This window comes from Aquitalea magnusonii (assembly GCF_002217795.2).
GTDB classification, from domain to species: Bacteria; Pseudomonadota; Gammaproteobacteria; order Burkholderiales; family Chromobacteriaceae; genus Aquitalea; species Aquitalea magnusonii_B.
The window spans coordinates 1,669,875-1,696,152 of sequence record NZ_AP018823.1 but is presented as its reverse complement, the minus strand read 5'-3'; the positions used below and the strand labels follow the sequence as shown (position 1 = coordinate 1,696,152).

The 26,278-nt window shown below is 56.0% G+C and carries 27 protein-coding genes and 1 pseudogene; 12 read left to right on the top strand and 16 right to left on the bottom strand.

Annotated elements, in window-relative coordinates; genetic code table 11:
• Positions 1-135: 135 nt before the first annotated feature.
• From DLM_RS23005 to DLM_RS23310, 3 genes are all read left to right on the top strand, one after another.
• Positions 136-396 (top strand): hypothetical protein, encoded by a 261-nt coding sequence (locus DLM_RS23005; protein WP_145985803.1) that lies wholly within the window; start codon positions 136-138, stop codon positions 394-396.
• A gap of 47 nt (positions 397-443) precedes the next feature.
• A protein-coding gene (locus DLM_RS08160; RefSeq protein WP_119313267.1) for an IS3 family transposase occupies positions 444-1,564 on the top strand; the annotation gives its coding sequence in 2 pieces (ribosomal slippage) (positions 444-702 and positions 702-1,564; 1,122 coding nt in all).
• A gap of 278 nt (positions 1,565-1,842) precedes the next feature.
• On the top strand, positions 1,843-2,016 hold the full coding sequence (locus DLM_RS23310) for a hypothetical protein (RefSeq protein WP_167467064.1): 174 nt from the start codon (positions 1,843-1,845) through the stop codon (positions 2,014-2,016).
• 292 nt (positions 2,017-2,308) lie between these two features.
• Here the strand turns inward: DLM_RS23310 and DLM_RS08155 are convergent, their stop codons facing one another.
• The 6 genes from DLM_RS08155 to DLM_RS08135 all read right to left on the bottom strand — a co-directional run bounded on the left by DLM_RS08155 (position 2,309) and on the right by DLM_RS08135 (position 6,742).
• Positions 2,309-3,322 (bottom strand): hypothetical protein, encoded by a 1,014-nt coding sequence (locus DLM_RS08155; protein ID WP_089084128.1) that lies wholly within the window; start codon positions 3,320-3,322, stop codon positions 2,309-2,311.
• Entirely contained in the window at positions 3,319-4,239 is a 921-nt protein-coding gene (locus DLM_RS08150; RefSeq protein WP_145985802.1) for a hypothetical protein, read from the bottom strand. Before DLM_RS08150 ends, DLM_RS08155 begins: the two co-directional genes overlap by 4 nt.
• A complete protein-coding gene (locus tag DLM_RS08145; RefSeq protein ID WP_089084130.1) occupies positions 4,179-4,886 on the bottom strand; it encodes a hypothetical protein in 708 nt (235 codons plus the stop codon). The genes DLM_RS08150 and DLM_RS08145 overlap by 61 nt, the downstream gene beginning before the upstream one ends.
• On the bottom strand, positions 4,886-5,038 hold the full coding sequence (locus tag DLM_RS23305) for a hypothetical protein (RefSeq protein ID WP_167467063.1): 153 nt from the start codon (positions 5,036-5,038) through the stop codon (positions 4,886-4,888). The genes DLM_RS08145 and DLM_RS23305 overlap by 1 nt, the downstream gene beginning before the upstream one ends.
• A protein-coding gene (locus tag DLM_RS08140) for an IS3 family transposase (protein ID WP_420000713.1) occupies positions 5,031-6,142 on the bottom strand; the annotation gives its coding sequence in 2 pieces (ribosomal slippage) (positions 5,031-5,944 and positions 5,944-6,142; 1,113 coding nt in all). Before DLM_RS08140 ends, DLM_RS23305 begins: the two co-directional genes overlap by 8 nt.
• A 333-nt stretch (positions 6,143-6,475) precedes the next feature.
• Positions 6,476-6,742 (bottom strand): hypothetical protein, encoded by a 267-nt coding sequence (locus tag DLM_RS08135; RefSeq protein WP_145985801.1) that lies wholly within the window; start codon positions 6,740-6,742, stop codon positions 6,476-6,478.
• 565 nt (positions 6,743-7,307) lie between these two features.
• Here DLM_RS08135 and DLM_RS08130 point away from each other — a divergent pair.
• Both DLM_RS08130 and DLM_RS23645 read left to right on the top strand, forming a co-directional pair.
• Positions 7,308-7,898, top strand: a complete 591-nt coding sequence (locus DLM_RS08130) for a hypothetical protein (protein ID WP_089084294.1) — start codon at positions 7,308-7,310, stop codon at positions 7,896-7,898.
• A 228-nt stretch (positions 7,899-8,126) separates the two neighbouring features.
• Positions 8,127-8,342: pseudogene (locus DLM_RS23645) on the top strand (IS5/IS1182 family transposase); the annotation flags it as partial.
• Positions 8,343-8,429: 87 nt separating this feature from the next.
• Here DLM_RS23645 and DLM_RS08125 read toward each other — a convergent pair.
• Positions 8,430-9,479: a VirK/YbjX family protein gene (locus DLM_RS08125; protein WP_167467062.1), complete on the bottom strand. Its 1,050-nt coding sequence runs from the start codon at positions 9,477-9,479 to the stop codon at positions 8,430-8,432.
• Between the two features lie 112 nt (positions 9,480-9,591).
• Between DLM_RS08125 and DLM_RS08120 the strand changes: the two genes are divergently transcribed.
• Genes DLM_RS08120 through DLM_RS08110 form a run of 3 tightly spaced genes read left to right on the top strand, consistent with a single transcriptional unit; the run spans position 9,592 to position 13,416 of the window.
• A complete protein-coding gene (locus DLM_RS08120; RefSeq protein WP_167467061.1) occupies positions 9,592-10,425 on the top strand; it encodes a DUF6502 family protein in 834 nt (277 codons plus the stop codon).
• Positions 10,409-12,097: a FecR family protein gene (locus DLM_RS08115; RefSeq protein WP_089084297.1), complete on the top strand. Its 1,689-nt coding sequence runs from the start codon at positions 10,409-10,411 to the stop codon at positions 12,095-12,097. The genes DLM_RS08120 and DLM_RS08115 overlap by 17 nt, the downstream gene beginning before the upstream one ends.
• Positions 12,094-13,416 (top strand): tetratricopeptide repeat protein, encoded by a 1,323-nt coding sequence (locus DLM_RS08110; RefSeq protein ID WP_089084298.1) that lies wholly within the window; start codon positions 12,094-12,096, stop codon positions 13,414-13,416. Before DLM_RS08115 ends, DLM_RS08110 begins: the two co-directional genes overlap by 4 nt.
• Before the next feature lie 81 nt (positions 13,417-13,497).
• Here the strand turns inward: DLM_RS08110 and DLM_RS08105 are convergent, their stop codons facing one another.
• On the bottom strand, positions 13,498-14,112 hold the full coding sequence (locus DLM_RS08105) for a TetR/AcrR family transcriptional regulator (protein WP_089084299.1): 615 nt from the start codon (positions 14,110-14,112) through the stop codon (positions 13,498-13,500).
• A 75-nt stretch (positions 14,113-14,187) separates the two neighbouring features.
• On the opposite strand from DLM_RS08105, the gene DLM_RS08100 reads away from it, so the two are divergent.
• From DLM_RS08100 to DLM_RS08090, 3 genes are all read left to right on the top strand, one after another.
• Complete coding sequence (locus tag DLM_RS08100; RefSeq protein WP_145985800.1) at positions 14,188-14,760, top strand: hypothetical protein; 573 nt, start codon at positions 14,188-14,190, stop codon at positions 14,758-14,760.
• A 123-nt stretch (positions 14,761-14,883) separates the two neighbouring features.
• Positions 14,884-15,198, top strand: coding sequence for a hypothetical protein (locus tag DLM_RS08095; RefSeq protein ID WP_089084313.1), 315 nt, complete (start codon positions 14,884-14,886; stop codon positions 15,196-15,198).
• 185 nt (positions 15,199-15,383) lie between these two features.
• Positions 15,384-16,088: a hypothetical protein gene (locus DLM_RS08090; RefSeq protein WP_089084301.1), complete on the top strand. Its 705-nt coding sequence runs from the start codon at positions 15,384-15,386 to the stop codon at positions 16,086-16,088.
• A 143-nt stretch (positions 16,089-16,231) separates the two neighbouring features.
• Here DLM_RS08090 and DLM_RS08085 read toward each other — a convergent pair whose 3' ends face one another.
• Positions 16,232-16,657: a hypothetical protein gene (locus tag DLM_RS08085; RefSeq protein WP_089084302.1), complete on the bottom strand. Its 426-nt coding sequence runs from the start codon at positions 16,655-16,657 to the stop codon at positions 16,232-16,234.
• Positions 16,658-16,812: 155 nt separating this feature from the next.
• Between DLM_RS08085 and DLM_RS08080 the strand changes: the two genes are divergently transcribed.
• A complete protein-coding gene (locus tag DLM_RS08080) occupies positions 16,813-17,094 on the top strand; it encodes a DUF3761 domain-containing protein (RefSeq protein WP_089084303.1) in 282 nt (93 codons plus the stop codon).
• Positions 17,095-17,443: 349 nt separating this feature from the next.
• On the opposite strand, the gene DLM_RS08075 is transcribed toward DLM_RS08080, so the two are convergent.
• The 7 genes from DLM_RS08075 to DLM_RS08045 form a co-directional block, all read right to left on the bottom strand.
• Complete coding sequence (locus DLM_RS08075) at positions 17,444-17,881, bottom strand: hypothetical protein (RefSeq protein WP_089084304.1); 438 nt, start codon at positions 17,879-17,881, stop codon at positions 17,444-17,446.
• Between the two features lie 73 nt (positions 17,882-17,954).
• On the bottom strand, positions 17,955-18,452 hold the full coding sequence (locus DLM_RS08070; protein WP_089084305.1) for an Hcp family type VI secretion system effector: 498 nt from the start codon (positions 18,450-18,452) through the stop codon (positions 17,955-17,957).
• Positions 18,453-18,504: 52 nt separating this feature from the next.
• The gene (gene tssC / locus DLM_RS08065; RefSeq protein WP_089084306.1) at positions 18,505-19,989 is read right to left on the bottom strand and encodes a type VI secretion system contractile sheath large subunit; all 1,485 of its coding nucleotides are present in this window, start codon (positions 19,987-19,989) and stop codon (positions 18,505-18,507) included.
• A gap of 1 nt (position 19,990) precedes the next feature.
• Positions 19,991-20,509 carry a type VI secretion system contractile sheath small subunit gene (gene tssB / locus DLM_RS08060; RefSeq protein WP_089084307.1) on the bottom strand — a complete coding sequence of 173 codons (519 nt, stop codon included), beginning with the start codon at positions 20,507-20,509 and terminating at the stop codon, positions 19,991-19,993.
• 38 nt (positions 20,510-20,547) lie between these two features.
• Entirely contained in the window at positions 20,548-21,564 is a 1,017-nt protein-coding gene (tagF, locus tag DLM_RS08055) for a type VI secretion system-associated protein TagF (RefSeq protein WP_089084308.1), read from the bottom strand.
• Between the two features lie 16 nt (positions 21,565-21,580).
• Complete coding sequence (gene tssM / locus DLM_RS08050; protein ID WP_231960132.1) at positions 21,581-25,336, bottom strand: type VI secretion system membrane subunit TssM; 3,756 nt, start codon at positions 25,334-25,336, stop codon at positions 21,581-21,583.
• Between the two features lie 81 nt (positions 25,337-25,417).
• A complete protein-coding gene (locus tag DLM_RS08045; RefSeq protein ID WP_231960131.1) occupies positions 25,418-26,269 on the bottom strand; it encodes a M15 family metallopeptidase in 852 nt (283 codons plus the stop codon).
• Positions 26,270-26,278 lie beyond the last annotated feature (9 nt).

The following is a 26,278-nucleotide window of genomic DNA, read 5'->3' as shown; positions in this document are numbered from 1 at the left end:
GATTATCAACCTATGCGGATGAATTAGCGCTTTTAAAGGCGGATTTGTCTTACAGACAAGGGGCGTCAGAAACACACCAGACGCCCTCCTCTGCCCAGACCAACCGTACGACTAGATCTCTCTTGGAGAAGAACCATGAAACACACGCTGATCATCGCGGCCCTACTGACCGCTGCGTCCTCAACCGCCTTCGCTGCCAAGGCTGGGGTAGGCAATTGCATTTATCCGAAGCACGACAACACCGTCGTGTACGAACAACCCAATACCGCACCGACAACCCGTATGAACAAGGTCGGATTGTTTGCGTTCACGGTAAAAGCAGTAGCACCCGGTGGTTGGGTTCGCCTGGAAACAGTGCCCAACTATAGCCTGCCCACGACGTCCCCCCGGTATTGAGTAGCACGTGACTTTAGAGTCCAATCAACCCCATATGGAGATTGGACATGAAGAAACGTTTCACCGAAGAACAGATCATCGGCTTCCTGCGCGAAGCGGAAGCCGGCATGCCCGTTGCACAGTTGTGCCGCAAATACGCCTTCTCAGAAGCCAGCTATTACCTTTGGCGCAACAAATTCGGCGGAATGAATGTCTCCGAGGCCAAGCGTCTCAAGGAGCTGGAAACCGAGAATGCGCGCCTGAAGAAACTCCTGGCCGAGACCATGCTCGAGAACGAGATTGCCAAAGAGGCCTTGCGAAAAAAGTGGTGAGCGCACCGTCACGGCGGGAGTTGGTGCGCCATCTGGTGGGCAAAGGGCTCAGCGAGCGTCGATCGCTCCGTCTAGCCGACATGAGCCCCAGTTCATTCCGCTACCAACCCGCCACCGACCGTAATGTCGCCTTGAAAGCGCAGATCATCGCGCTCGCGCAACGGCACCGTCGCTACGGTGCTGGCATGATCTATTTGAAGCTGCGGCAGAGCGGCATGGTGGTCAATCACAAGCGGGTGGACCGGCTTTATGCTGAGGCAGGTCTGCAAATTCGCCGGCGTAAGCGCAAGAAAATTCCCGTGGCCGACCGTCATCCACTGGCTCGCCCTTTGGCGGCCAATCAGGTTTGGTCGATGGACTTTGTGTTCGACCGGACGGCGGAGGGGCGTGTCATCAAGAATCTGACGGTGGTCGATGATGCCACGCATGAGGCAGTCGCCATTGTTCCGGAACGTGCGATGGGAGGCCTGCATCTGACCCGCGTCCTTGACCAGTTGGCGAAGACACGTGGCTTGCCCAAAGCCATCAGGACCGATAACGGCAAGGAATTCTGCAGCCGAGTGATGTTGAGCTGGGCCCACGCTCATGGGGTTCAGCTCTTTCTCATCGAGCCGGGCAAGCCCAATCAGAACGCTTACATCGAATCCTTTAATGGGCATTTCCGGGATGAGTGCCTGAACGAACACTGGTTCACCAGCCTGCGCCAGGCCCAGGTTGTCATCGAAGCCTGGCGAAGGGAATACAACAATGAAAGGCCGAAGAAAGCACTGGGTGGTTTGACGCCGGCAGCCTATGCCGAATCATTTGCGGAGAAATCAGGTAAATTAAGCTTGGACTCTAAAGCCCCCTGCTACTGAAAGTGGGGGGGACGTCGTAATCAGGCGCGTGGTTGGCAAAGACTTGGAGGCAGCACTTTTAGACCTGCGTAATTCAAAACGGTATCACGAAGAAACCCGTGAGTTCGTATCCCTCCTTGAAGGGCGGCGAGTCCTCTACGAAGGACTTGATATGGAATTTCCGCCCAGAGTTCTTGAGTCTCTGAGTCTAATACGTGAACGACTCACTCAGACTAGGGCACGTGTGAATCCAGATACACAGCTGTTTTCCGCGCTAACTACATTGCAGAAAGTCATCAATGACTTTCTTCGGTCCATTGGAAATGGATACGGATCTCACCATCTTGCGTTGCGATAGCGGCGACCCCGTTTGGAGAAAGTTTGCCGATGAACTCCAAAAGTTGCGATCCGAAATTGTCATCATCGTGAAGGTACTCTCTGGCGATGCTGGATATGGGCTGCGCTGGTTGTGAAGCGAGGACTATGAGACTCTGAGCAGTCGCTCATGGCTGATGGGGCGATGGACCGCTTCGGCCGAACTACTGTCTGCCAGGCTGACACATCGGCTGTTGGTCGGCCTAACCAGCCTTTCAACAGATGAGCAGAAAGGGCTGGTTTACACAGAAATCCGGACATGCCCTACCCAGGTAATGACAGAGCCACCCACCCCTCACGGGGCCGGTGGCTCTTGTTTTATGCCCTCAGCGTGGGCAGTTGGCGTGGCATCCGTGGCGATGGCTACAATCTTGTCTGTGGCTTGCTACTTCAGTGATCCTGTTGATCCTCATCCCAGTACCAGATCGTCGACCCATAACGAGAATCGGTAAAATCGGGCATGACCTCGCCTTGTGAGAAGCGACGACGGCTATCTGTTTGTGCCAGGGTCCACCAGTAGCCCGTGCGTGGGCAGGGCTGTTTGGCCTCTATGCGGCCACGCTGGATGGGTTGGCTGATGGGGTCACTCACCAATACCAAGGGGTGCCAGATAGCCTCTTCAGGAACACTGACGGCCTCCTCCAAGTAGTCCTCTTCTTTTATCGGCACACCATCCATTTCAGCAAAAGCGCGAGCGTACTCTGGCAAATATTTTTCCAGATGAAAGCGGAATAACGGGTGCATCAGCCGGCCTTGCTGAACAAACTCAAGATGCAGATGCTCCAATCCTTCGCTCAGCACTTGCTGGGGGACCCACACGCCATTGCGAGGGCAGACTTCCCCTGTTTTGCAACTGAGAGAGTAGTCCACCTCATATTTGGGATACTGCTCCAGGACGGGGATCAAACCGCGAGCTTGCCAAAAGCCAAGTGAATAAGTGGCTCCCTTTGAAAAGCCTTCATTCCGGCCAGAGCAATTGGTTTGCTCATTCCCCCACAACTTTCCATGCCGATAGGCATTGCCCAGTGCCTGCGCACCTACACCGCATAGGTTGGACATGTGCTCAAGCGCCATATTCCATGCGCGGTCCTCTTGCTGGGTGCGCCAGCCATATATATTCTGCTCGGCCAAGCCTCTGAAGTCGCGATCAGTGTCCGACAACTGGCCATACATTGGCATGTAGTCGCCATAGCGCACAAACTCGATGCGGCGCCGGATTTCCTCGGCATGGCTCAGATAGCGCGACACCCAACCGTCCAGATTGCCGATACCGTGGCCATCGTGCTTGGTCAACAGGCGATTGAACAGGTCTGCAAAGTCCTCGGTCGCCTGAGCACAAGCCTCGTAGTAGGGAATGGAAGTAAGGTAGTTCAGAAACCACGCTTCACGGTTGATGTCTCTCATTGCTTATCCAAATGTTGGGGAATCTCGATGACGATGCGCGCGGCTTCTTCCGCAGTCCAGTCGCTGAAACCCCAGTTGGTAGGGTATGGCCCCTTGATGTGAGGGTCGTTGATGGTGTCGCGCAAGCCGACTCGAACTTCTTCACCCAATATGTCCTTGAAATTGACACGGGTATCGATACGTCCGCCTGCGCTGACTGCCTCGCCGGTGGCCGGGTCGATGTTTGGCAGGGTTTTCTTGAATGTATCTCCTTGGGGGTAGAACAGGATTTGTTCGCCACCACCGGGCAAGTGATATGGACAACCATCGATTTCTTGCGAGGCTGCTGGCCCTTTCCAGCCATGTACCGTTTCACCTGGTTTCAGCTCATACACTACGTATTGTCCGTTCTGGTTCCAGTGCGGCCACACCACCAGCTTTTCGCGCCAGTCGGCTCGGCTCTTGAGCTGCTTGAAGGTTTCCTCACTAACCCAGAACGTACCGCCTCCACCGCTGGTAGGATCGACTACCCGGTATAGTTTTGCCGGGCCTTTTATGGCGGCTGGTATGATTTGACCCTTCTCAAATGTTTGTACTTGTCCCGGAGATAACTCTGGGTAATTCTCGCCAACAGATCTACGGGCAAGAACTCTATTGCGTAGCTCTATGGCTATGTCACCAGCCTCCTCCTTTGTTGGAGCGGGATGAGGTAATTTTTGATTAACTGTCTTGCGCACCCACTTCGGCGGATCCTTTTCAATCAGGATCACCGCGCTTTTCTGTGACATCGGTGCAATCCAGCCTCGGTTGATGGTGCGGCTATCCACAATCAGAGCATGATCTTCCAATCGCTTGCCTGCCGTCTTAAGCACTGTCTTCAGCGGCTGTACTGCCGACTGCATGCCATCCAGCACAGGCTTGCGAACCTTATCCAGCATGGCCAGAAATTCATCGATCTGATCTGCGGCACGGGGGGAACAATGCCATGGATGCGTTTTAACAGGGTCTGCAGTTGCTCCGTGGCCGCAGCGAACGTTTTTTTCAACTGTGACGCATCGATTTTATCCGCCAGTTTGATGAGCTCCGTTCCTGCGAAGCGAATCAGATTGGGTACTTTGCTGTCGGTTGCCCAGCGAACCAGGCGCGAGTCTTGCAGAAACTCGATGATCTTGGGCAGGGCCGCATCGACGGCTTTCGAAGTCGCCTGCGCCAACTTGGTGGCATTGGATAAGTCCGCAGCGTCTTTGACGAAGCGGCGCAGGTATACAAAAAGGATGCGTACCACGCCCTTGACCACCGTACCAGCCTCGGGAATCAGGCCGATCAGTGCCAGTGCAATAAATAGCAGGATCAGCTTGTCTTTGGGTTTTTTGTAGAGCTTGATCAGGTTGGCTACCAGATCCCGCAGAGTGGTCGCCACGCCTACACCGGGGATCAGCGAAATGAGCATGTCTGTGCCCACTTGGCCAATACTGCGATCGTCTTGGAAATCCCCTTTCAGCGTTCCCCATACCCACATGCCAAAGCCGGTATCGTCGGGTTTCTTCGCTCCCCGGAGCACACTCCATGCATCTAGATCCGACATCAAATCATTCCTGTCTTGTCTTGTGCCGCATATTGGGCCGCTTCTTTTTCGATCTCGCCGTGACTGCTGGCCATCAATTCGTCCAATCCGCCTTCATGCAGCGGATCTTTTGCCGCCGGGTCGTTGTGAATCGCCCCGGCTTCTCTAGACACTCTTGAGCCGTTGGAAATATTGCTTCTCAAACTCTACCGGCGATAGCCCGTTTGCGGAACCATGCCGGCGTTTCGGGTTGTAGAACATTTCGATGTAATCGAAGATATCCCGCCGGGCCTCCTCCCTGTCGTGATAGGTTTTGCGCTTGATGCGCTCCCGCTTCAGCAACTGGAAGAAACTCTCTGCCACGGCATTGTCGTGGCAGTTCCCACGCCGACTCATGCTGGGCACCAAGCGATGAGCTTTCAAGAAGTCCTGCCAATCGTAGCTACTGAACTGACTTCCTTGGTCGGAATGCACCAGTACCTCCTGCTTGGGCTGACGTCGCCATACCGCCATCAACAGGGCATTCAGCACCAGCTCTCTATCGATACGTGACTGCATCGACCAGCCAATCACCTGCCGCGAGAACAGGTCCAGCACCACCGCCAGGTACAACCACCCCTCATGCGTGCGGATATAAGTGATGTCGGTCACCCAAGCTTTATTCGGTTCATTCACGGTGAACTGGCGTTGCAGGTGGTTAGGTGCCACCACTGCCGGGCGGCCACGGTAATGCCCAGGACGCCGGTGGTAACCCGTCTGCGAACGTAAGCCTTCCTGCTTCATCAGCCGTGCCACACGATGTTTGCCGCAGCGCTCACCCTGAGCCTGCATGTCGTCATGCACCTTGCGATAGCCATAGACACCGCCACTTTCGAGCCATGCCTGCTTGATATACCCCAGCAAGCGCTGGTCTTCTCGAGCTCGCGGTGAGTACGGTGACGCTTTCCAGGCGTAGTAGCCACTGGGATGCACCGACATAACACGACACAGCCGTCGAATAGGGAACTGCTGCGCATGGGCCCGGATGAAGGCATACCTTACCCGGACTCCTTGGCAAAGTATGCGGCGGCCTTTTTTAGGATGTCGCGCTCCTCGGTGACCCGTTTGAGCTCTGCCTTGAGACGTCGTATTTCGGCTTGCTGGTCTGCGGGTTCGGCCGGTTGGGCGCGCTTGGGGTCGAAGCGTTTCAGCCATTGATACAGGCTGTGGGCAGATACGCCGAGGCGGCTGGCGACTTCGGCCACAGGGTAACCACGCTCGGTTAGCCAATCGCGCATGAAAGCGTCTGCGGGCGTGCTACTGGCGTCACATTCATACTCGACCGCAAGTTGTGTTCCGTATTCGGCAAACCGCTTGTTTTCAAGCTTCGCCAGCCGGTTTTTAAGTCCGAAGCGTGCCATTAGTGAAAACTCCCGCACTGTTCCAAAGCTTCGATACGGGCTTCGCGGTACAGCTTTGCCAGTTCCCGGCTAACGTCGGTTGCGCTTGCCAGCTTGGCGCGTGCGTATTGCTTGGGGACGGGGGGGCCACGTCATCTTCAACACTGGCGCGGCCCTGCGCGTCTTCGGGCTGCAAAAGTTGATCGTTATTCATGGGGGTATGCTCCAAAATCATTTACGTTGTGCAGATAGGGCGGCATCAATTTCGCGATTTACGCGCCTGCGCACTTCGTCTTGTGCGTAATGCTCTTGAACGTCGGAAACGTTCAATTGCTGCGCCGTAAGGTGCGTCAGCACTTGCAAAACCGACGGGTAAAATTCAGCGTTGCGGAATACTTCGCAGGCAATCCACTTCGATTCGAGAATGACCAACGTTGATACGCATCCAAGCTTCTTAATTTCGCGGTCAATGTCTTTGAAATATTCTTGGTTATCCATTTTCAATTCCTCTTCAAACTTCGTTGCCTGTTGCCCACAATCAGCCAGCCCGGCCAATCTGAAAATTTCAATCTGTCAGTAGCGAACGCCGGGGCGAACAGCGAACACCCCTAAAGGGTGTGTCTTCGGTTCGTTCGGTAGCCCGGTGCGAACGTGTTCGGTTGTTGTTCGCGTTCGTTCGCTTGTTCGCTTTGTCCGGGCCTGCCTTTTTGAATGACTTTGGCTATGCAGGCTTCGACAAGCTGCGCAGCCAGCCCGGCCATCCTTGGTCTGCTATGCCGCTAGTGGAGATTGTGACGGAGGGGGGAACGTCAGCATATTCAATGTCCATTGCCTCAAGGCGCTGCCGCCGTAGCGCCTTTTTCATGCTGCCAACCAGGGATGAGCTTACAAAATAGCGCTATTTATAAATATAAATTGTTTAAAGTGATTTAATTGTCATTTTTATGCCATTATGTTTTCATTGCGGGGAAATTCATTACAAAATTCAGGGATATACTCAATAACATTCAAAAAAACCGTGGTTGCCATCGCTATTGCTGCATCGCTTTCTGCATGTGGAACCATGAATAACTATCTGGCTGAAAAGAAAATTTCGGTTGAGTACTATCGTATTTATGATATCCAGACCTCGGCAACACGCCAGCAAGTTGCCAAAGCGGCTAGCAATGGATTGGGCAAGAATGTCAATGGAGCCCAAGAGGCCATGCCAATCGTCACGAGCAGTGAATTGCCTGAGAAACCTGGCCGGATTGATTTGGTAGATCCGTTTGCCAATGGCAACCTGGCTGGTCTTGCCGCATTTGCCGGCGGTGCCGGTGCCATTTCCATGAAGGTTGCCAAGTGTAATGGCGCGGTTTGGACCAGCCATGCCATCCGCAATATCAGTGGCAGTAATAATCTCAATATCTATGCTTGCCTTTACCAGTACAAGTCTGGTTTCCAATTGAATGAATACGCTGTCTTTACCAAATCGGAAGGTGGCCTGATGCAAATCAGCCGTGATATGGCCAACTCCATGGTTGGGACACCAGAAGAGTGGACCGAAAAAACACTGCTTGATGTGGTGAGAAATATCGGAGCAACAGTGAAGTCAAAAATTTCTCTCGTTGATGCCCAACCTGAAATTGCTGGCACCCCTTGGCTTGATCGTTAATCAGCCCAGGCATTCATTAACCATGCATAGCAAAGCGCAGCCAGGCTGCGCTTTTTCATTTCTGCCGCCCCGCCGACAGTAACTGCACTCTTTCCACCATGCATTGCCGGTACAGCGCTGCCCGTTGCCGGTAGCGCTGCACGAGGTCGTCCCAGTTATTGCTGTTGGGTAGCACAATAGTCGGCAGCGGACGGGTCAGGCCGGGTGGTGGCGATGGTCAAGCCCCAGCGCAAAAGTAGTGCCGCACCTGCGCAGTCAAGCCTGTTGGATGAGGTGCTGGCAGACCATCGGTCTGGTGGTCAATATGCGCGCCAGCACCGCCGTGGGCTCTGGCCAAGCTGATGTGGCAGCCAGCACGCTGGCTGTTGTTTGCCGACCAGCTTCCCGCGTCATGATCGGGGCCGACAAAGCGAGGACACGCACGGCTTTGTCCGCGCATATCGGTAGATGAAGGTGACGCCGGAAGGATGCGATATCCAGCCGCAATCTTGCATGGGCTTGTTACATGCTGAATGGGGCCATACCCAATGGCTAAGCCAGTCTCAGAACCACCTCATGGCCAGGGCTGGTTTGCGGCGATAGCGGCCGGCTGTTACTGCAAAGGTCAGCGCAGTCTGCACCGGAGGCGGCTGAACCTGCCGGTATTGAGCAGTTGGCGGCTTGAGCGGAGTTTACCTCCTGCGCTGCCGGCCAGAACGCGGTGAACTGTTGCGCAATGCTGTGTTCAAGCTCACGGCGTCGCTGGTATTGCGCACGTTTATTGGCGGGGATGTCTGCCAGTGGACGTTCTATACCGCTGGTTTTGAGCTGGAAGTGCCTATCATTGAGTCTGCAGCCGCCCAGCATCATCCAGAACGCATCGTAATCTGCCTGAATGGCAGTGTAGCGATGCCAGGCCGCCTGGTGTACATGAGAGCGGTTGCTGACTGCCAGTACAGTATCTATGCCCATTGGACGCGCCAGCGCATACAAGGCCTTCATCAGCAATACCTTGGGCATCAAACCATGCAGATCCTTGGTGACCGCGCGAAAATGTTCCCGCCCGCCTTGATGCCTTGGTCCCTGCAAACAGCCGATATAGATTCTGGCCATCTTTTCCTGATCGGTGCCAAAGGAAAAGGCTAGCGTGGCCAGGTGGTATCGGCTGGACTCCTCCTCCAGTGTGAGCATCAGCTCACCTTCTTTATCCATTGTTTGCGTCAGTGAAAGCTTGATGTGGTAGCGCATGCCACTCTTGCCTGCTATCGAGGCCATTCGCAGCACCTGATTTTGCAGCAATGACGAACGCAACGCGGCAGGCAAGCGCTCCAGGAACAAGGAAAAGTGCTGATGCAGCAGTTGCAGCTTGTTATGGCTGTCATAGTCTGCACACAAATAAGGACGCTGCAGTTTGTGCAGCCATTGCCGCTGTTGCGGCAGCGCTGCGGCCAGCTCCGGCTGTTCTTGCAAGAAGCGGAACCATTGTGCCGAGTGAGGCAGTTGAATCAGTGCGCGCAACAGGAACTTGGTGCGGCGCAGAAGGCAGATCTTGTTTCTGTCATGGCCATACAGATAGGTGGCATTCCACAGCGTGCTCAGCATAATTCGCTCCTTTGTGGGAAATATTCCCGCGTTTTTCAGAACTATACGTGGGAATTTTTCACACATCAATAAGCATGCTAGAATTGTCTGAACATTTTCTGCGTCCACAGCCATGCCCGATACGCCACCTGTTCCACATACTGAACGGCAATTTCTCAGCACCATCGAACACATGCTGCAGCCACTGGTTCGGCTCCTACTGGATCATGGTGTGAGTTATCCATTACAGATCGAGCTGCTCAAAGCCAGCTATGTGCATGTCGCGGACCGTCATTTCAGGCTGCAAGGCAAGGCGCAGACCGACAGTCGTATCAGTCTGATAACCGGTGTGCATCGTAAAGATGTCAAACGCCTGCGCAGTGATGGGCCGAAACCGGCAGCTCTTGATGCACCACTGGCGGCACAGGTACTTGGACGCTGGACAGGTGATGCCCGCTATCTTGATGAGCAGCAGCAGGCGCGCGTATTGCCACGCTTTGCCCGCCCTGGGCATGAGGTGTCTTTTGAAACCTTGGTGCAGTCAGTCAGTAAAGACATCCGTCCGCGAGCGCTGCTAGATGAGTGGCTGAATGCTGGAGTGGTGAGCCTGGATGAAAACGATGGCGTTCATCTGCATGCGAGCACGGCGGTACCCTTGGCCAGCACCCAGGACAAGCTTGAATTCATGGGGCGCAATGTACATGACCACCTGGCCGCCATCGGGGCCAATTTACGTGAAATGCCCTCCCCCTTCATGGAACGCTGCGTGTTCTATGACGGACTGACACCAGAACAAATCTCGGTCTTGCAGGCAGTTGCCACGCAACGCGCAATGGATGCCTTGCACGAGGTAAACCGGCTGGCGCAGCAAATGCTCGAATCAAATGGCGATGAGGTAGAACAAGGCGAGCGCTTTAATTTCGGGGTGTATTTCTATCATGAGGCCTCCGATGAACAAGCTCGCTAGGCTTAGCCTACTGATGCTCGCGCTAATGGGAGGCGCGGCAATGGCGGCACCGGTGTGTGAAATCGATCCGGTTTCACACAAGATACTTGTGCTGGAGAGTGATACCGGCCGCGGTGGCATCGGCGGCACTGGCAGCCCGGCCACCCCGGCATTGTCCGCCAAGGGCACAGGTGGCATCGGCGGCAGCGGTGCGCCGACCCCCCCGGCACTGGCTGCCAATGGCAGCGGCGGCATCGGAGGAACTGGCGCACCAGTCCGGGTACCGTTCGCAGGACGCGTAATGTTTGCCCACGGAACCGTACTGGCGGAAAACAGTGTGGGTGGAGCACGCAAGCTCAGCTCAGGCCAACCGGTCTGTGAAGGGGACAGTATCGATGCCGGACAGGACAGCCTGGTGCAACTGGCGATGGCAGATGGAGGCCGACTGGATTTGCGTTCACATAGCCGCTTGCATCTTGATCGCTTTGTCTTCCCGGACAATATGGATGGTAGTGAGCGCTTCTCGGCCACATTAGCCTGGGGCAGCGTACATGCGATTACCGGCAGCATCGGCCATCTCCACAAAGAGCTGTATGCCTTGCATACACCGTTGGCACAGATTGGCGTGAGGGGCACCTCGCACGAGGTCTTTCATGTTCCACGTGCTCAGCCTGGCGTGGCAGCAGGCACCTATAACCGGGTACTCACCGGTGGCACTACGCTAAGCAGCAGTTCCGGTTCGCTTGACCTGGATCCATCCCAGTCTGGATTTGTTCCTCTGGGAGGCGGAGCGCCACAATTGCTGCCGCATTTGCCGGCGGCGCTTATCCACTCAACCGTGGCTCAGACAGTGAGCAATCAATTGAATAGTGCGGATGATGCGGGAGCGGCTGCCATTTTTCTGAAGCCACTGAATAAGATTGTACAAAATGTCGACACAACAACGCAGGCTCCGAGAGGCTCAGCCTATGTTGGCTCAAGTCAGGACCTGGACGGGAATGAGGTTAGAGTCGGCGGAGCGATCAATCATCGCCGCAATCGATCAGTCATTGTGCTTGATCCAATATGGGGTTTGCCATCTGCAGTGGCAGATACCAGTAATGGATTTAACTTCTTCACCACAGATGTAAACATTTTGTACGATTTTGGCTTCGCCAAAGTCGATGGCGTCGATGTCATTTGGGGTCTGTATGGGGGTGGTAATGATGTTGACCCTAACAGTGGTGCCATCCGCAATGTCGATTTTCATCATTTTGCTTATGCGCCAGGCGGCATCACCCACAGCGCCATATTGAATAATCTGTCTGGCACAGCGACATTCGGCAATCTGGTCGGTTCTACCATACTGACAGATGAAACCGGCGGCGCGGGAGGAAAACTCAATGCCTTGCAAATCGGCGTGCAATTCGGACCACAAATCAGGATTACCTCATATCAGCTCAATGCAAATGATAGCCAGGCGCGCACATGGGATGCACAGTTCAATGGCTCCGTCGACTTATCCACGTTCCGGGCGGGCAAATTACCGCTGACAGTGCAATGCAGTGGCACCGGTTGTGGGAGCGGAACAGGAACAGGTAGTGCTGCCGGGGTGATTATCGGCAACTCCGGCAAAGGCATCATCACCAGTTATGGTCTGCAGACCAATACCGGACAGCAAGTTGGTGGTGCAGCGGTAGTAAGCCGCCCATGAAGGTATCGGAAGCAGAGCACCGCAACCGTTACCTGATGAGACCTCCCTGGATACGACTACTCTGGTGCAGCGCGGGGATGCTTGCAGCAGCGCAAGCAATGGCTGGCATATGCGAAACGGTGCTGGATAGTGCCGAGGCAGATTGGCGTGCAGGTCGCATCACCGAGGTAGTCCACCAATTGCGACAGCAAGAGCTGCAATGTGCCGATAAGCCCAGAAATAACCTCGTACTGGGTGAAGCGCTCCTGCTGGCTGGGCAGCCCGCAGACGCCTTATTGCCACTGGAGCGTGCAGTCACGCTGGACCCGCAGGATAAGGCAGGGTGGCGTGCGCTAGCACAAGCATGGTTCATGCTGGGTGATAACGAAGCGACACTGAAGTCCTTGCAAACCTCCCCGTCCGCCCCTGTGGGACTGATGAGAACGGAAGGTATCCATTGGGGTTTTAGCGTAGAAGAGATGCGTGGGTACGATAGCAATGTCAATCAGGCAACCGATGCAACTTCAATCATCGTACCGGGACTGGGAAATGTACGCTTTCAGCTTAATCCTCTGTCACGCCAGAATGGCGATGGCTATTGGGGCAATGCCGTGCATGCCCGTGGACAATGGGTGTTGTCACCGACGATGGATGTGAATCTGAGTGTGGGTGACACGCGCAGAAACTATGACCGCCTGCACGTTTTCTCCACGGAAAATCGTAATATGGCTGTCCGGGGCAATTATTCCACGGCCATCGGTGACTGGTCTGCCGGGATGCAATATGACCAATTATTTCAAGCAGGCCAACAGGTGCGCACATCCCTGACTAGCAGTTTGAATTGGCAAGCAGTGCGCAACTCCCCAAGCTGGCCAATCATTGGCCTGGATATCGGCAGCTACCACTATATGGGCAGACAGCCACCCATGGATGGTTTTGTCGAGAGCGTGCTGAGCATCAGCAATACCTTTCCACTTGGTCGCAGTTCTATTGGCTGGGCATTGCTGGCCGGACAGGACGAGGCTACGGTAAGACGGGCCGACGGCAACCGGGAGATGGTCGGAATGCGGCTATTGGCAACCGGTCCACTGTTCAGAAACCTAGAATGGTTCGGCTGGTTTGGCCGCGTCGATAGCCATTATCAACATAGCAACCCGGTCTTTATGGAAAAACGGCACGAAATTCTCGAAGATCTGACCGTGGGGCTAAATTGGACCATTTACCGCGGACTGAGCATGCGCGCTCAAGTATCCGCCTCTCGCCAACGCTCCAATATAAAGCTTTTCGACTATCGTCGATCTGATGCAAATCTTGGTCTGCGCTACGACTTTGGTCGCTAAGCGCAGCCCGCATGGCATTGCTCAGGACAGTCCGTTTTCCAGCAGCGTCAACATCTGCACAGGCGGGTTTGCCGCACGGCTTCAGGCATCTGCGTTCAGGTAGCCGGTTATCGCACGCCAAACCCGCTGCTGCAGCATGGCGGCATCGCTTTCACCCTGTCGCCCGGCACTGTCTATCATGCCGTGTGCGATGGCAACCACGTCACGACTCGCCAGCTCTATATTCTGCACTTTGGGTGCGTCGTCCCGTGTCAGCAGGGTGGCAATAACGGTTTTGGCCAATGTTTGCACACTGGAATGCTCCACCCCCATCCTCAAGACAGATTCGGCAAGATCCAACTGCAAGGCCAGCCGGGGCCGCCGTAACTGATAAGCCACGGCGGCGGCAATAGCCAACTCAATACCTTCTACCCAGCGCGTGGCAGACTGCGCCACAGCCAGTTCCTGGCCAAGCTGTGCCATCTCGCGCGTGGCCAGTGCCACGGTGATGGCTTCCTTGGTGGGAAAGTATTGATAGCAGGATCCGATGCTGATACCGGCGCGCTCGGCAATACTGTTGGTTGTGTAGCCTTCCAGGCCGTACTCTTCCAGAATGTGAGCTGCCGCATCGAGAATGACGTTGACTGTTGCAACCGAGCGGCGCTGGGTCGGGGATTTGCGGGGCGTTAGACTGTGTTGGGGATTGAGCTGTGCCATGGTGTGAATGCGAGTACAAAAAGTGAGTGATTACTCGCAATATAGCACGGTGTATTTCATCCTCAGGAAGCCATCGTGAACCATTCCGTTTTATTGCACCGCCTGCCATCCTGGCTCGATCGTCAGGTCACCCCGCGGCGGCTCTGTCTTGCTATGATTGCTGCTGTATTGCTGCAGTTGGCGATGATGCCGCTTGACCGTCATCTGCATCTGGTCAGCCACGGACTGGGCAAGCCGTCGCTGATTTTTGGTTCCAGCGCAGAAATGCTACTGCGGCAGTTGCAAGCCTTTGGGGCTGATGGTCGCCGCACACTGGCACAACTCTATGCCATTGATCTGGTTTTCCCCACTGCCCTGGCCCTGACAACCATTCAGGGCGTATGGCTGGCATTCCGGCGCGACCTGCCGGATGTCGCCCTGCTGCTGGCCGCTATTGCCATCGCATTCGACCTGCTCGATCTGCTGGAAAAAATCGCTTCATTTATTATTCTGGCGCAGTTTCCGCTGATCGAAACCGGCTTGATGCGCTTTACTGTGACAAGCACATCCATCAAGCTCATCTTGCTGGCAACCATGTATGTCGGACTATTGGCTGCCCTGCTGTCCTGGCTGTTCCGGCGCAAGGGCAAAGCCGTGCAAAAAGCATAGCGAGCTGGCAAGCGCCCCTGCCAACCGGACTGCCCACATCACGCGGATGCCATTTGGCCTTCCTGGCAAGGTGGCGTATGGCATCAAATTGAAGCAATGATAAGCAAGAGAAAGGAAAACAAGATGATTGTACGGACCTGGCACGGCTGCGTGCCGCTCAAACATGCTGCGGGCTTTCATGCTCATTTGCTGCAGACCGGGGTAGAGCATGCGCTCAGTATCGCCGGTAATCTGGGAGCGGAATTCAGGCAGGAAACCCAGGGGGAATACGCGCATTTCTTCCTGGCAAGCTATTGGGAAAATATCGATGCGGTGAAAGCATTTGCCGGCGATGACTACCATGTCGCGGTGACATATCCGGATGACGAACAATTCGGTCTGATATCCGACCCCTATGTCTTCCAGCACGAAATATCATCCATCGTGCCTATCGTCTGATTCCGCAGCACTCGGCGGCGGCTGTACTGCCAGATGGCAAGGACAGGGCTGCCAACTGGCAGCGCGCCAGCCGGGCAGCCTGCGGTTTGCCCGGCCTTGCTGGCTAATGGCGGCGGTTACGCCATGGCTGCCGGACTGGCATGCAATTTGCATTATCAGCCTGTATACAATCAGGAGCGTCGATCATGCAAATACCCGCCATCGCCAGCACCAGCCAGGCTTCCAGGGTTTATCAATCAATGGCCGCCACACAGGACAACCGTGCAGGCACTGCCGCCCAGGCGGCAAGTTTTGCCGACGTGGTCAGCATTTCATCGGCCGGACGCGCGCAATTGGCGGCAGATTCCAACAGCAGCAGCAGTTCCTCCGTCAGTCTGGATACGAACAAAGGCCAAGTGGCACTCAGTCTGGATGCTTATTTTTCCTCGAAACCTGCCAGCCAAGGCGCGGAACTCCCGCCGTTGTTAATGCCTTCCCAGCGCAATATCGATGCCTTGACTGAGCACATCAATCAAAAATTCCCAGCTTTCCTGTCAGAGAACGGCATCCCGGCCGCGCCTGCCAGCATTCATTACGATGCTTATGGACAAGCGCAATTTCCAGCCGATTATCCGTATGCCGCACAACTGAAACAGGCCTTGCAGGACAACCCTGGAATGGAGCGGGAATTAAGCACAGTTACCGCGCTGAACGAATTCAAGAACGCACTTGATGAGAGCCAACCATTCCAGCAGGAATATGCCGCCGCCAGCAGTCAGGCGGCAATCGATAAGGTCATTGCCAAATATGCCCAGCTCTTCAGCAACGATCAGCAGTCTTCAAGCTCTATGCTGATTTTTGACGATAGCGGCCAGATGCGCATTGCCAGTACCACCAAGATGGCTACGTGAATGGAATGAAAACTGTCTTGCCCGCGCTGGTTAGTCCTGTGTTCTCGCGACTGCGGTGCCGCTATCCAGCCCGGCACCGAGGGGCATTCCGGCTTGTCCGCTTGCATCTGGCGGCCTGGCCTGTAGCGAGAACAAGCTGCTGTTCATCCTGCATCATGCTTGGCAAGCTGGGCTGACTGCGCCACTGCCTTACGCAAGCTCCAGCACGCAAGCACACCCCACAGCACCGCCAGGGCATTGCCCAGGGCAAACAGCACATGAAATATCTTGGGTTCGGTGAAGCAGCCTTCCAGATGGTTTTCCCCCAACAGCATGGACAAGCCGCACAGGAGCAAGGTGGCATTGCGTTTGATGGTCAGATCCGGCTGCCGGGCGGCCCAGGCAAAGATCACGGCAACAAACAGATCGAAGAAGGCAATCTCACGCTGCCAGTGTGGCGACATCGGCCAGGTGGTGCCGGCTGCGGTCCATGCCGGCAGAACAAGGTGGGATGCGGCGGCACAGACGGCGATGCTGGCCCACAGCCGCAACAGGATATCGAAACGGGCCGAAGCGGCATGGTATGGCATGGGTATTTCCTGGCGGATGATCGGTGGAAGCCTGCGCCGGCCTTGTCCGGGCCGAACCCGGCAATGCTGCCGCATGGCATGCGTGCGCTGCACATGAATGGCATATAATAATACTTATATGTCATTATTAGCGATTTTATCCTGCACCCGCCATCATGAAACACCTCACCCTGCTCCTGCTTGCCCTTCTTGCCTGCCATCCCCTGTCCAGCAACGCAGCCTCAGCCAATGGCCATCAGCCAGATGAAACCCAGTTGATCGAACATGGCAGCTACACCAATAAGGATGGCAACACGGTACATCGGCCCGCCCACACCACCTCAGGTCAGGCACCACAGGGAGCCACTGCCAAGTGTCGTGATGGCAGCTACAGCTTCAGCCAGCACCATCGCGGTACTTGCTCACGCCACGGTGGCGTCAGCGCATGGTTGCGCTAGACGGCGCAAACAGGTTTCGCAGTCAGCCGCGCACGGCCGTGCGGCGGGTGGCGCAGCAAAACCAGCGCCGCCCGTCTTTCTGCCGCAGCTTGCGCAGCCAACGGGTGGCGGAAACAGGCGACGCAGCTAAGCTGCGGGAAAGAAAAGTCGATGAAATGGCCCGTACATTGCCTTTGCGGCAACGCCAGGCAAATCGAAATGAGTCTCTGAGTCAGGTCTCAGATCTGCCACACCGGCATCGCGACATCGCGCCAGGACAAAAGGCCATTCGGCTATACGGGCAGCCACTGCCCCAGCTGCAAGTGATTGCAGCCTCCCTGCGACGGCCTTTGTCTTCTTGTGGTCCGGCTTATTTGCTAACCAGTTGCACCCCGTGCGACTTGCGCTCGGTATCGTAGCGCAACGTAATGTAAACCTCCGAAACACCTACACTGGTGAGGAAGTTTTTGACATCCACCGCACGGGCCTGGGCTGCGGCCTTGGCATTACCGATATCCCCCCGGTAGCAATGGCCGCGCACGATAATGGATTTGCTGGCCTTCAGCTTGGGCAGTTGGCGCAGTAACTGCCCCTTGCCTACCTCATCCAGCTTGGGACTCAGTTTGTCGAACGGAATAAAATCAGGATCGATGGCCATATTGGCATCAATCTTTTTCTCCAGCGCTGCCTTTTCGACAGCAGCTTTATCCAGCGCAGCCTTGGTGACCGGATCCAGCGCACGCGACTGGTTGGCAGCACAGCCTGCCAACATGACCGAAAGCAGGCCGCACAACAGCAATTGCTTCATGGCGAAATTCCAGAATTGAACAGAACAACAGCCCACTCCCTTGCGGGAGCGGGCACTACACCACCTAGTCTGATCAGGCAATCGTCTTGTTGCTGGTCAAGTCCCAACCAGCGCTGACATTACCGCCACCAGTGCCGTCTGCACGTTTTTGCTGTGTATAGGTCCACTTGATCTTGCCATAAGAGAAGCTGACTTTTTCACTGGGGAAGCCAGCGTCGTTGGCAGCGCCGCTCGGGCTTACCTTGGAAATCAGCACTTGTTCCATCTTGATTTCCAGGTATTTCACCTTGTCGCCACCAGCACGGCACAGCTCGATGGTGACATCCTTGATGTGCTTACCGGTGCAGCATGCTTCGTAGATCTTCGGGCTGGCTTTATCCAGGAAGTGGGTGATTTCAAAGGGTGCGTGGTTGACACGCTCAGCGGTGGCACCGCCGGCAGAGCTGGCCGTAGACTGCGCCGGCTGTTCCAGACCATGGGCAAAAGACAGGATTTCAATCCAGTCCTTGTGCTTGTCATCAGTACTTTCACCGGGAATGCCATCAATTTTCAAAAATGCATCAAAAGCCATTTATTTACCTTTCTTTTATGAATGATATGTGGGTCAGGCCCACCAACAATAATCAACCCGCAGGCTGAGGCAACTCTGCGACAAGTCGCAGGGAAATTGTCAGTTCGTCCAACTGGAAATGCGGACGCAAAAATGCTGCTGCACGGTATACGCCGGGCTTGCCAGGAACTTCCACCACATCCACGCGGGCTTCGCGCAGGGGGTATTTGGCCTTGGCTTCCTGACTGGCGGAGTCGTCCAGCAGCACATACTGCGCCAGCCAGGTGTTCAGGTAGTCCTGCACGTTTTGACGCGAGGCAAAGCTGCCAATCTTGTCGCGCATGATGGATTTCATGTAATGCGCAATGCGCGACACGGCAAAGATGTACGGCAGTTGTGTGGACAGACGGGCATTGGCATTGGCCGCGTCGGTATTGTAGGTTTTGGCTTTCTGCACCGACTGGCCGGCAAAGAAGGCGGCGTAGTCCGTATTCTTGCAATGCACCAGTGCAATCAGGCCAAGATCGGACAGCAGTTTTTCCGTGCGGTCGGTAATAGCCACTTCAGTGGGGCATTTAAGCGCCACCTCGCCACTATCGGTTTTGAAGGTATGCGCAGGCAGGCCTTCCACCAAACCACCGCCCTCCACCCCCCGGATGGCGGCCAGCCAGCCATATTGGGCAAAGGCATCGGTCAGGCGTGCGGCGTAGGCGTAGGCGGCATTGGTCCACAAATATTTGTCATGATTGGTGCCATCGACGTTTTCTTCGAAGTCGAATTCTTCGACCGGCACATTGTCGCGGCCATAAGGCAGGCGGCCCAGCACATGCGGCAGCACCAGGCCGACATAGCGCGAGTCTTCCGATTCACGGAAAGATTTCCACTTGGCGTACTCAACAGTGTCGAAAATCTTGGCCAGATCGCGCGGCTTGCCAATGTCGGCAAAGCTTTCCAGACCAAACAGGCCAGGTGCGGCAGCCGAGATCAGCGGTGCATGTGCCGCAGCAGCAACATGGGATAACTCTTCCAGCAGGTAGAAGTCTTCCGGGTGGCGGGTGAATTCGAAGTCCCCCACCAGCGCGGCATAGGGTGCGCCACCAAAAGTGCCGTACTCGTCTTCGTAAATCTTTTTGAACAGTGCGCTCTGATCAAACTCGGAGGCGGCCTTGAAATCCTTCACCAGCTCTTTTTTGCTGACGTTAAGCACTTTGAGCTTGAGCTGGGTGCTGGTTTCCGAGCTTTTCACCAAGTAATTCAGGCCACGCCAGGATGCTTCCAGTTGCTGGAAATCGGCGTGATGCATGATGGCATTGAGCTGCTCGGAAATAAGGGCATCGATTTCAGCAATGCGGGCATCCAGGCTGGCGCTCAGGTCTCGCGCAACGGTGACGCTGCCTTCGAGCACTTGCTCAGCCAATTCGGCAATCAGGTCACGCGCATGGCTGCGCTCACTGTCGCTGCTGGCAACGCGGCTTTGCTCGATAATGCTGTCCAGCAGGCTTGAAGTTTGTTTGTCGGCTACCAGGGGGCTGGCGACACCTTGCAGTTCTGCGCTCATCTCATTCCCCTGCCTTGTCATTGCTGCCGGATTTGCTGATTTTCTGCAGCTTTTCGGTGTCCTGCACGATGTCTTCAAGCAGGGCTTCCAGCTTGTCGTTACCTGCCATCTTGTTACGCAACTCGGACAGACGCTGACGGGCCTCAAGCAGCTTGTTCAGCGGTGCCACCTGCTTGGCCACGTTTTGCGGTTCGAAATCGGCAAGAGACTCAAAATTAAGCTCAACGCCCAGTTGGCTGTCATCATCGACCAGCTTGTTGTCTACCTTGAACTGCAGACGCGGTGCCATCCCTTTGAGAACTTCGTCGAAATTATCGCGATCGATCTGCACAAACTTGCGGCTGGTTTCCTTCAGCTTGGCCAGCGGCTCTTTGCGGTGGCCGGAATAATCGCCCAGGACGCCCATGACAAAGGGCAGCTCCTTGGTCTCGATGGCATCACCGATTTCAACGTCGTAAGTGATCTGCACACGCGGCGGACGGACGCGCGACAGCTTTTTCTGTGTACTTTCATTACCCATGATGAATCCCCATATAACCGAAAATGTTCACCAAACCATTAAACAAGACTGCGAGACAGACTGGCCATCACGTCACAAAGCTGGGCCAGTGAAAACTGAGGATCACTCAGGCGTCGGCTGAGGATGTAAACCGCCTCGGCATACGACTGGTGACTGCACCAAGGTGCTTGTTGATCCGTCACATCGATGATGTAGCGGGCGTCCAGTTGCTTACCCCAACACTGCGCCAGCATTGGCGCGGTCAGTGTGCCGGGCACCAGCGCCAGACAGTTGCGCTCCGGCTGGCGGATGATCAGGCATTGCACCGGCATGTCGGATAGGCTGCAGGTGGCCGCCGCAAACAAGGCCAACCAGGTGGCTACCGCCAGCATGTCCTCGCCTTCACCTTCCGGCAGCGGCAGCAGGTAAGTCTGCGATGGCAGGCTGCCATGGAACTTGCGCAACAACTGGCTATGGAACACGAAGGAAAGCAGCAGTGAGGCCAGATCCATCTGGCAGCTTATGGCCAGTTGATCAGACAAATGGCGGCATGGCGTTAGCGACAAATGCCGTCCCAGCAGTTGTTCTGCCAATTCGGTATCAGCCAAAGAGCCGGCACCAAACAAGGATTGCTCCTCCAGGTACTGTCGGCACGCCACCATCTCAACCGCATTGTCGATGGCATTGCTCAGTTGCTCTTGCAAACCGCTATAGAACAGTTCATTGGACAGCATCATCACGCCCACCGGCGGGCGAGGCATGTCGGAAGGCAACAGGGATGCCGCCACCAAGGGATACAAGCGGCCACTCTCGTCGCGGCTGGGCTGGATGACGCCAAGCGCCAACCAGGCACCATCCGGCGTGCGGGTAAGAAATGAAGATGCCGGCATTTGCTGGTAACGCTGCCTTGCGCTGTCATCGTCCAGCAGCACCAGACTGTCGGCAATGACATGGTCCAGTTGGGTTGCCGCAGTGTGCGTGGCATTGATGCGGATGAAATCGCCACGCCGCGGTAGCTTGCCAAATACGCAGAACTCCCCTGCAGTCACTGGCGTGCGCTTGAAATTGAAGGCCATTTAATGGTCGTCCTTGTTACAAAGTCACGCGCTCAGGCAGGCTTAGTTTGTAAAGCTTGATCAGTTGCAAAGGATTGACTCCACCAACCATACGGAAATTGAATCGGACAAGCTGGCCATCCGCGCCCTTGCCTGCGGGCCAGGAAAGCAGGACCACATCACTACTGTCTTGCGAGACCTTGGCCGCAGCCAGCAAGCGCATCAGGCCCATGCGACCGGACTGGTTGGCAATCACGCTGGCAGCGCCGCTGTAGGAAACCACTTGAATACGCGCGCCACCGGCGTTGTCACTTCCCGGCCAGTTAAACGGCTGCCATATTTGAGGGCCATTGCGATAGCGCAGCTCCTGGCCATCCACCACGATGGATATTTCGGACAATCCCGGCGTGGGCTGCGGTTGTAGCTCAAAGCGGCTGTTTTCCCCGTCCTGCAACTGGGTAGAGGCCAATGCCCCCAGCCGGCCTGCCGCAGAGAGGAATTCCGGGTTGAAGCGGATGCCCTGCTCACCCCAGGAACGGGGGACAAGGGTGTCGCCCTTGCGCTGTACCAGACCACTCAGGTATTTGTTGATGAACTTATCCAGCACACCGTCATTGGCTTTGACAAAGCGATTGATCTCGGCCACAGACGCCACGCTACCGGAGTCGGCAAACGGATATTTGCCGGCCAACTGCTTCCACTGCGGCAGCACTTCGTTGGCCCAGGCCTGATTGATGTCCTGCTGCACCGGCCCCAGCATCGCGGTATAGGACTGCGCCAGCGGGCGTACCAGCATGGGCCGCACCATGGCTGCGGTATCGGCAGGCACCTGGCTGAGCAGGGAGTTGTCAACGTAGGAAATGGTATCGGCCAGTTCGGAACCAGAGCCATTGAGCGTGGCCTGCATGGCGGCACGCGCCTGCGGCCCCGGCTCATCGGAAGAGGCAATGGATGCCACTTTGGCCTTCAGCTTGGCCAGTTGATCCAGATAGCCGTTAATGGGCGGGTTATCGCCCTTGACCAGTTGCGCCACCCCGGCAAATGCCTGACCCACTTCGCCAAACTGCTTGTCATTGGGCTTCTTGTCTGCGCTGTCGCTACCGCCCTTCAGGAATTCGGTGGTTTTTTCCAATACCGACTGCTTGGCGTTTTCCAGTGAGCGGTTGAGTTCCGAGGGGTTGTCCCAGGAAGTTTCCATGGCAGCCCGCGCCAGAATCAGCTTGACCGGGGAGTTTTGCTTGTCTGACAGGCGGGTCAGGGCCGAGGCAGACTGGGCCGGGTTGCTGAAATCACGCACAGTCACCCCAGGCAGGAATTTCTTCCAGGCCGCAATGTACTGCTTGCGGTACAACTCCATCAGCGCGGCACGGTTCTTTTCGACATTGCCGTCCTTGCCAAGGTTATCCTGCATGGAAGATGCCAAGACCCAGTCATCACCGCGGATCTCGCCCTTGCTGGCTTCGTCGATTGCCGCTTTTACATAACCGCTCCAGGCTTCACGGGTAAACATGCCCTCCACCATCTGGCTGCTGGCCATGATGTCCAGATCATGATTATCCAGAATGCGTGCCACGGTCAGCGGGGCATAACGGGTATTGGCGCGAGCACGGATTTCGTTATACACCCGCTCTTCGGCTGACAAGTGCTTGTAAGAACTGCGCAGGGTCTCCCGGACTTCACTGATCAGCCGAGGATCGTTGTCAATCAGCGGCAAGTCACCGGCCTTGATCTGGCTGACATAGAAGGCCACCAGCTTTTCAGCAACCGCCATGATTTCTTCAACAGAATACTGACCACGCTGGCTTTCCAGATAAGGCCGCCAGTAACGGGGAATCTGGTCGATCAGTTGCGGCTCGTCCATGCGCTTTTGCTCATGCAGCATCAGATAGGTTTTCAGCGCGTTGTAACCTACTTCCAGCTTGGCGGACTGGTTATTGGCCGGGCTGGCCACGCCATTGGTGCCAGCAGGCTGCTCGGCAGGCGCACTGGCATCCAGCATGGCTGCCGTCGCTTTTTGCGCCAGGTAGTCATGATTGCCAAGCGCGCCGATGACGATATTTGGCAAACCCCGGTGAGGTTTGACCGGGTGCGGACGTGGCTTGGCATGCACGGGTTCCGGCTTGCTGACCTCAGGCTTGGCGGCTACCGGTTCGGGCTTGGCCGCCACCGGCGCGGGCTGCTCCGGTTGGTTTTTGTACTGCTTGATGGTTTCTTCCAGATTATGCTGCACTGGCTGCAGCATCACCTGGCGCAGGCCGGCAAAGTATTCCTTGCGCAGGCGTGCTTCCAGCTCGTTGCCCTGATACAGACCCCAACCCAATTGCCAAGGCTCGCCATTCTTACGGTAGTCCTGAAATTCTTCCAGACGCTTTTGCAATACCAGCAAACCACGCAGCTTGTTGTAGAGCTGACTGGAGGCGATCATCTTCTGCGCCTCACCCCGGTCTGTGGCAACTTGGCTCAGCAGGCGCTGATTACCGATATACGTCCACGACCACACCCCTGCAACACCGGCCAATAGCAGCACGCCCGCGCACATCGCCAGCACGCGCAGCCGACCGCCACGCGGTGCTGTCTGCCGGGAAATAAGGTGCTGGTCGGGAAACAGCACTTCGCGGAAAAAATCGCGCAGGAAGAAGCTGTAGGACGACGGTGCCTGCTTGCCATCACGGCCCACGGCACTCAGGTCAAACTGACCCTGCACCCGATTGGCCGCCACAATGCGCGGCACGCCCTCTTGCAAGGCGCTGGTGAAATAGAAGCCTCGCAAGAGCGGGCGACCATGGTAGGGATCCTCTTCATGCAGCAGGCGCATGAATTTGACCACGGCCTCTTTCAAGCCATGAAACTCGATGGGGAAAGCAAAGTGTGCCGGGCTGACCTGGCTGCCGCGGTGCTGAACCAGCTTGTCTTCGCCCAACTGCACCAAGCCACGGTACAGCAACTCGAACTGTTGTCCGGTCACCGTGGCGATATCAAAGCCCTTGCCCTGCTCGGCACTGAGCGTCACCCCCCACACCCGCGCGCGTTCTTCCTCATCTGCATCCTGGAAAAACTGGGAGAAACCACCCAGCAGATCGAGCTTGGTAAACACCAGATACACCGGCACCTGCACGGTGAAGGTATTGCACATCTCGTCAATCCGTTCACGCACCTGACGTGCATAGGTGCTGAAGCCTTCGGTATTGTGCTGTGCCAGCTCGGGCAGGCTGATTGCCACCAGAATGCCGTTCACCGGTGCTTTGGCACGATGCTTTCTTAGCAGCTTGAGAAATTCCAGCCACTCGACGCGGTCTTCAGACTGGGTGGCATAGCGGCCCGCCGTATCCAGCAACACCCCTTCGGTAGAAAAGAACCAGTCACAATTGCGCGTGCCGCCCACCCCCTGGATGCCGCTTTTGTCACTAAACGGAAAGGTGAGGCCCGATTGCAGGATGGCCGAGCTTTTCCCCGCCGCGGGATGGCCGATGATCATATACCAGGGCAGCTCATACAACGCCGCGCTGCCGCCAGACACACCAAGCTTGGATTTCTTCAGGGTTTCAACCGCCGCCAGCATTTTTTGCCGCAACAGCGTTACTTCCGCCCGCTTGCCGGCATCGGCACCAATCACGGCATCGTCAGCCTGCTTGCGCAGCATTTTCTCCAGCAGACTGCCCGCGCGACGCGTTACCAACTGCCCCACCAGCAAGGTCAGTACCCACAACAGCATCACACCGATAATCCACCCCAGGCGCGTTTCCGGTGAGGACAAACCCAACCAGGGACCAACAAACCAGATGAGCAGAATCAAAATCAGGAAGCCAATCGCCGAAGCGACTTTCCCATGCCGAAGCCAAGCTTGCATAACCACCACTTATCGAAAATTGAAAAGTTACCTTTTACCCAGCAACACCTTTAACGACCCGGTCTGCTCGATGTGTCCATAGTCTTTGAAACTCCAGTTTCCACCCCAGGTCAGCCCTGCTCTCTGAGCCTCTTCGCCCAGCGCCTGATAGGCTTGCATCGCCCATGGATCACGCTCTGAAATCACCACCTTGCCAGCACGGATCGGTGCCAGATCGACTGCCAGTCCGTATTGATGCTTGCTCTGCCCACCCTTGGCCTGGGTAACGTGATTGCCCTGTGCCGCAAGTGCATTCTGACGCTCCGGACTGCGATAGCCCTCCAGCAGCACCATGCCGAATCCACGCGCCCGCATGGCCACCATCACCCGCAACACGGTCTGCACAAACGCCGGGTTCATCCGACTCCAGTCACGGTTGGCATGGGCGATGTCCAGCGTTGGCATCTGGTTTTGCACATCATTGAAAGCAGCAGGTGGCAAGGGGGGTGGCGGAATCAGTTTTTCTTCCAGCAAGGTCTGCTTGATGCGGTCAGACTGCTGATAGTCCTGAGCGACATAATCGGGCTGCTGGTAGTAGCGCCCCCCCATCACGAACACAGCGAACACCCCCACGCCCACCAGCAACAAGGAAAGCAACGGCCAGGTCAGCCAGTTGTAACGATGCTGCAGCCTGGGCTTTGCCGGCGACGGCGCCACAGCACTGTCCGGTTCAGCCAGGCTGAGCCCTTGCGGGATGGCTTGCTCCATCACGGAAGCAGCAGGCTTGTCGACCAGCCACAGGCCAAGCTCTGGCCTGCGTAAAAAAAAACGCCAACCCACCCATGCCATCGTCAACACGATGGCAACTATCAAAACCGGCAACACGATAGCCAACTGCATCTTCCATTC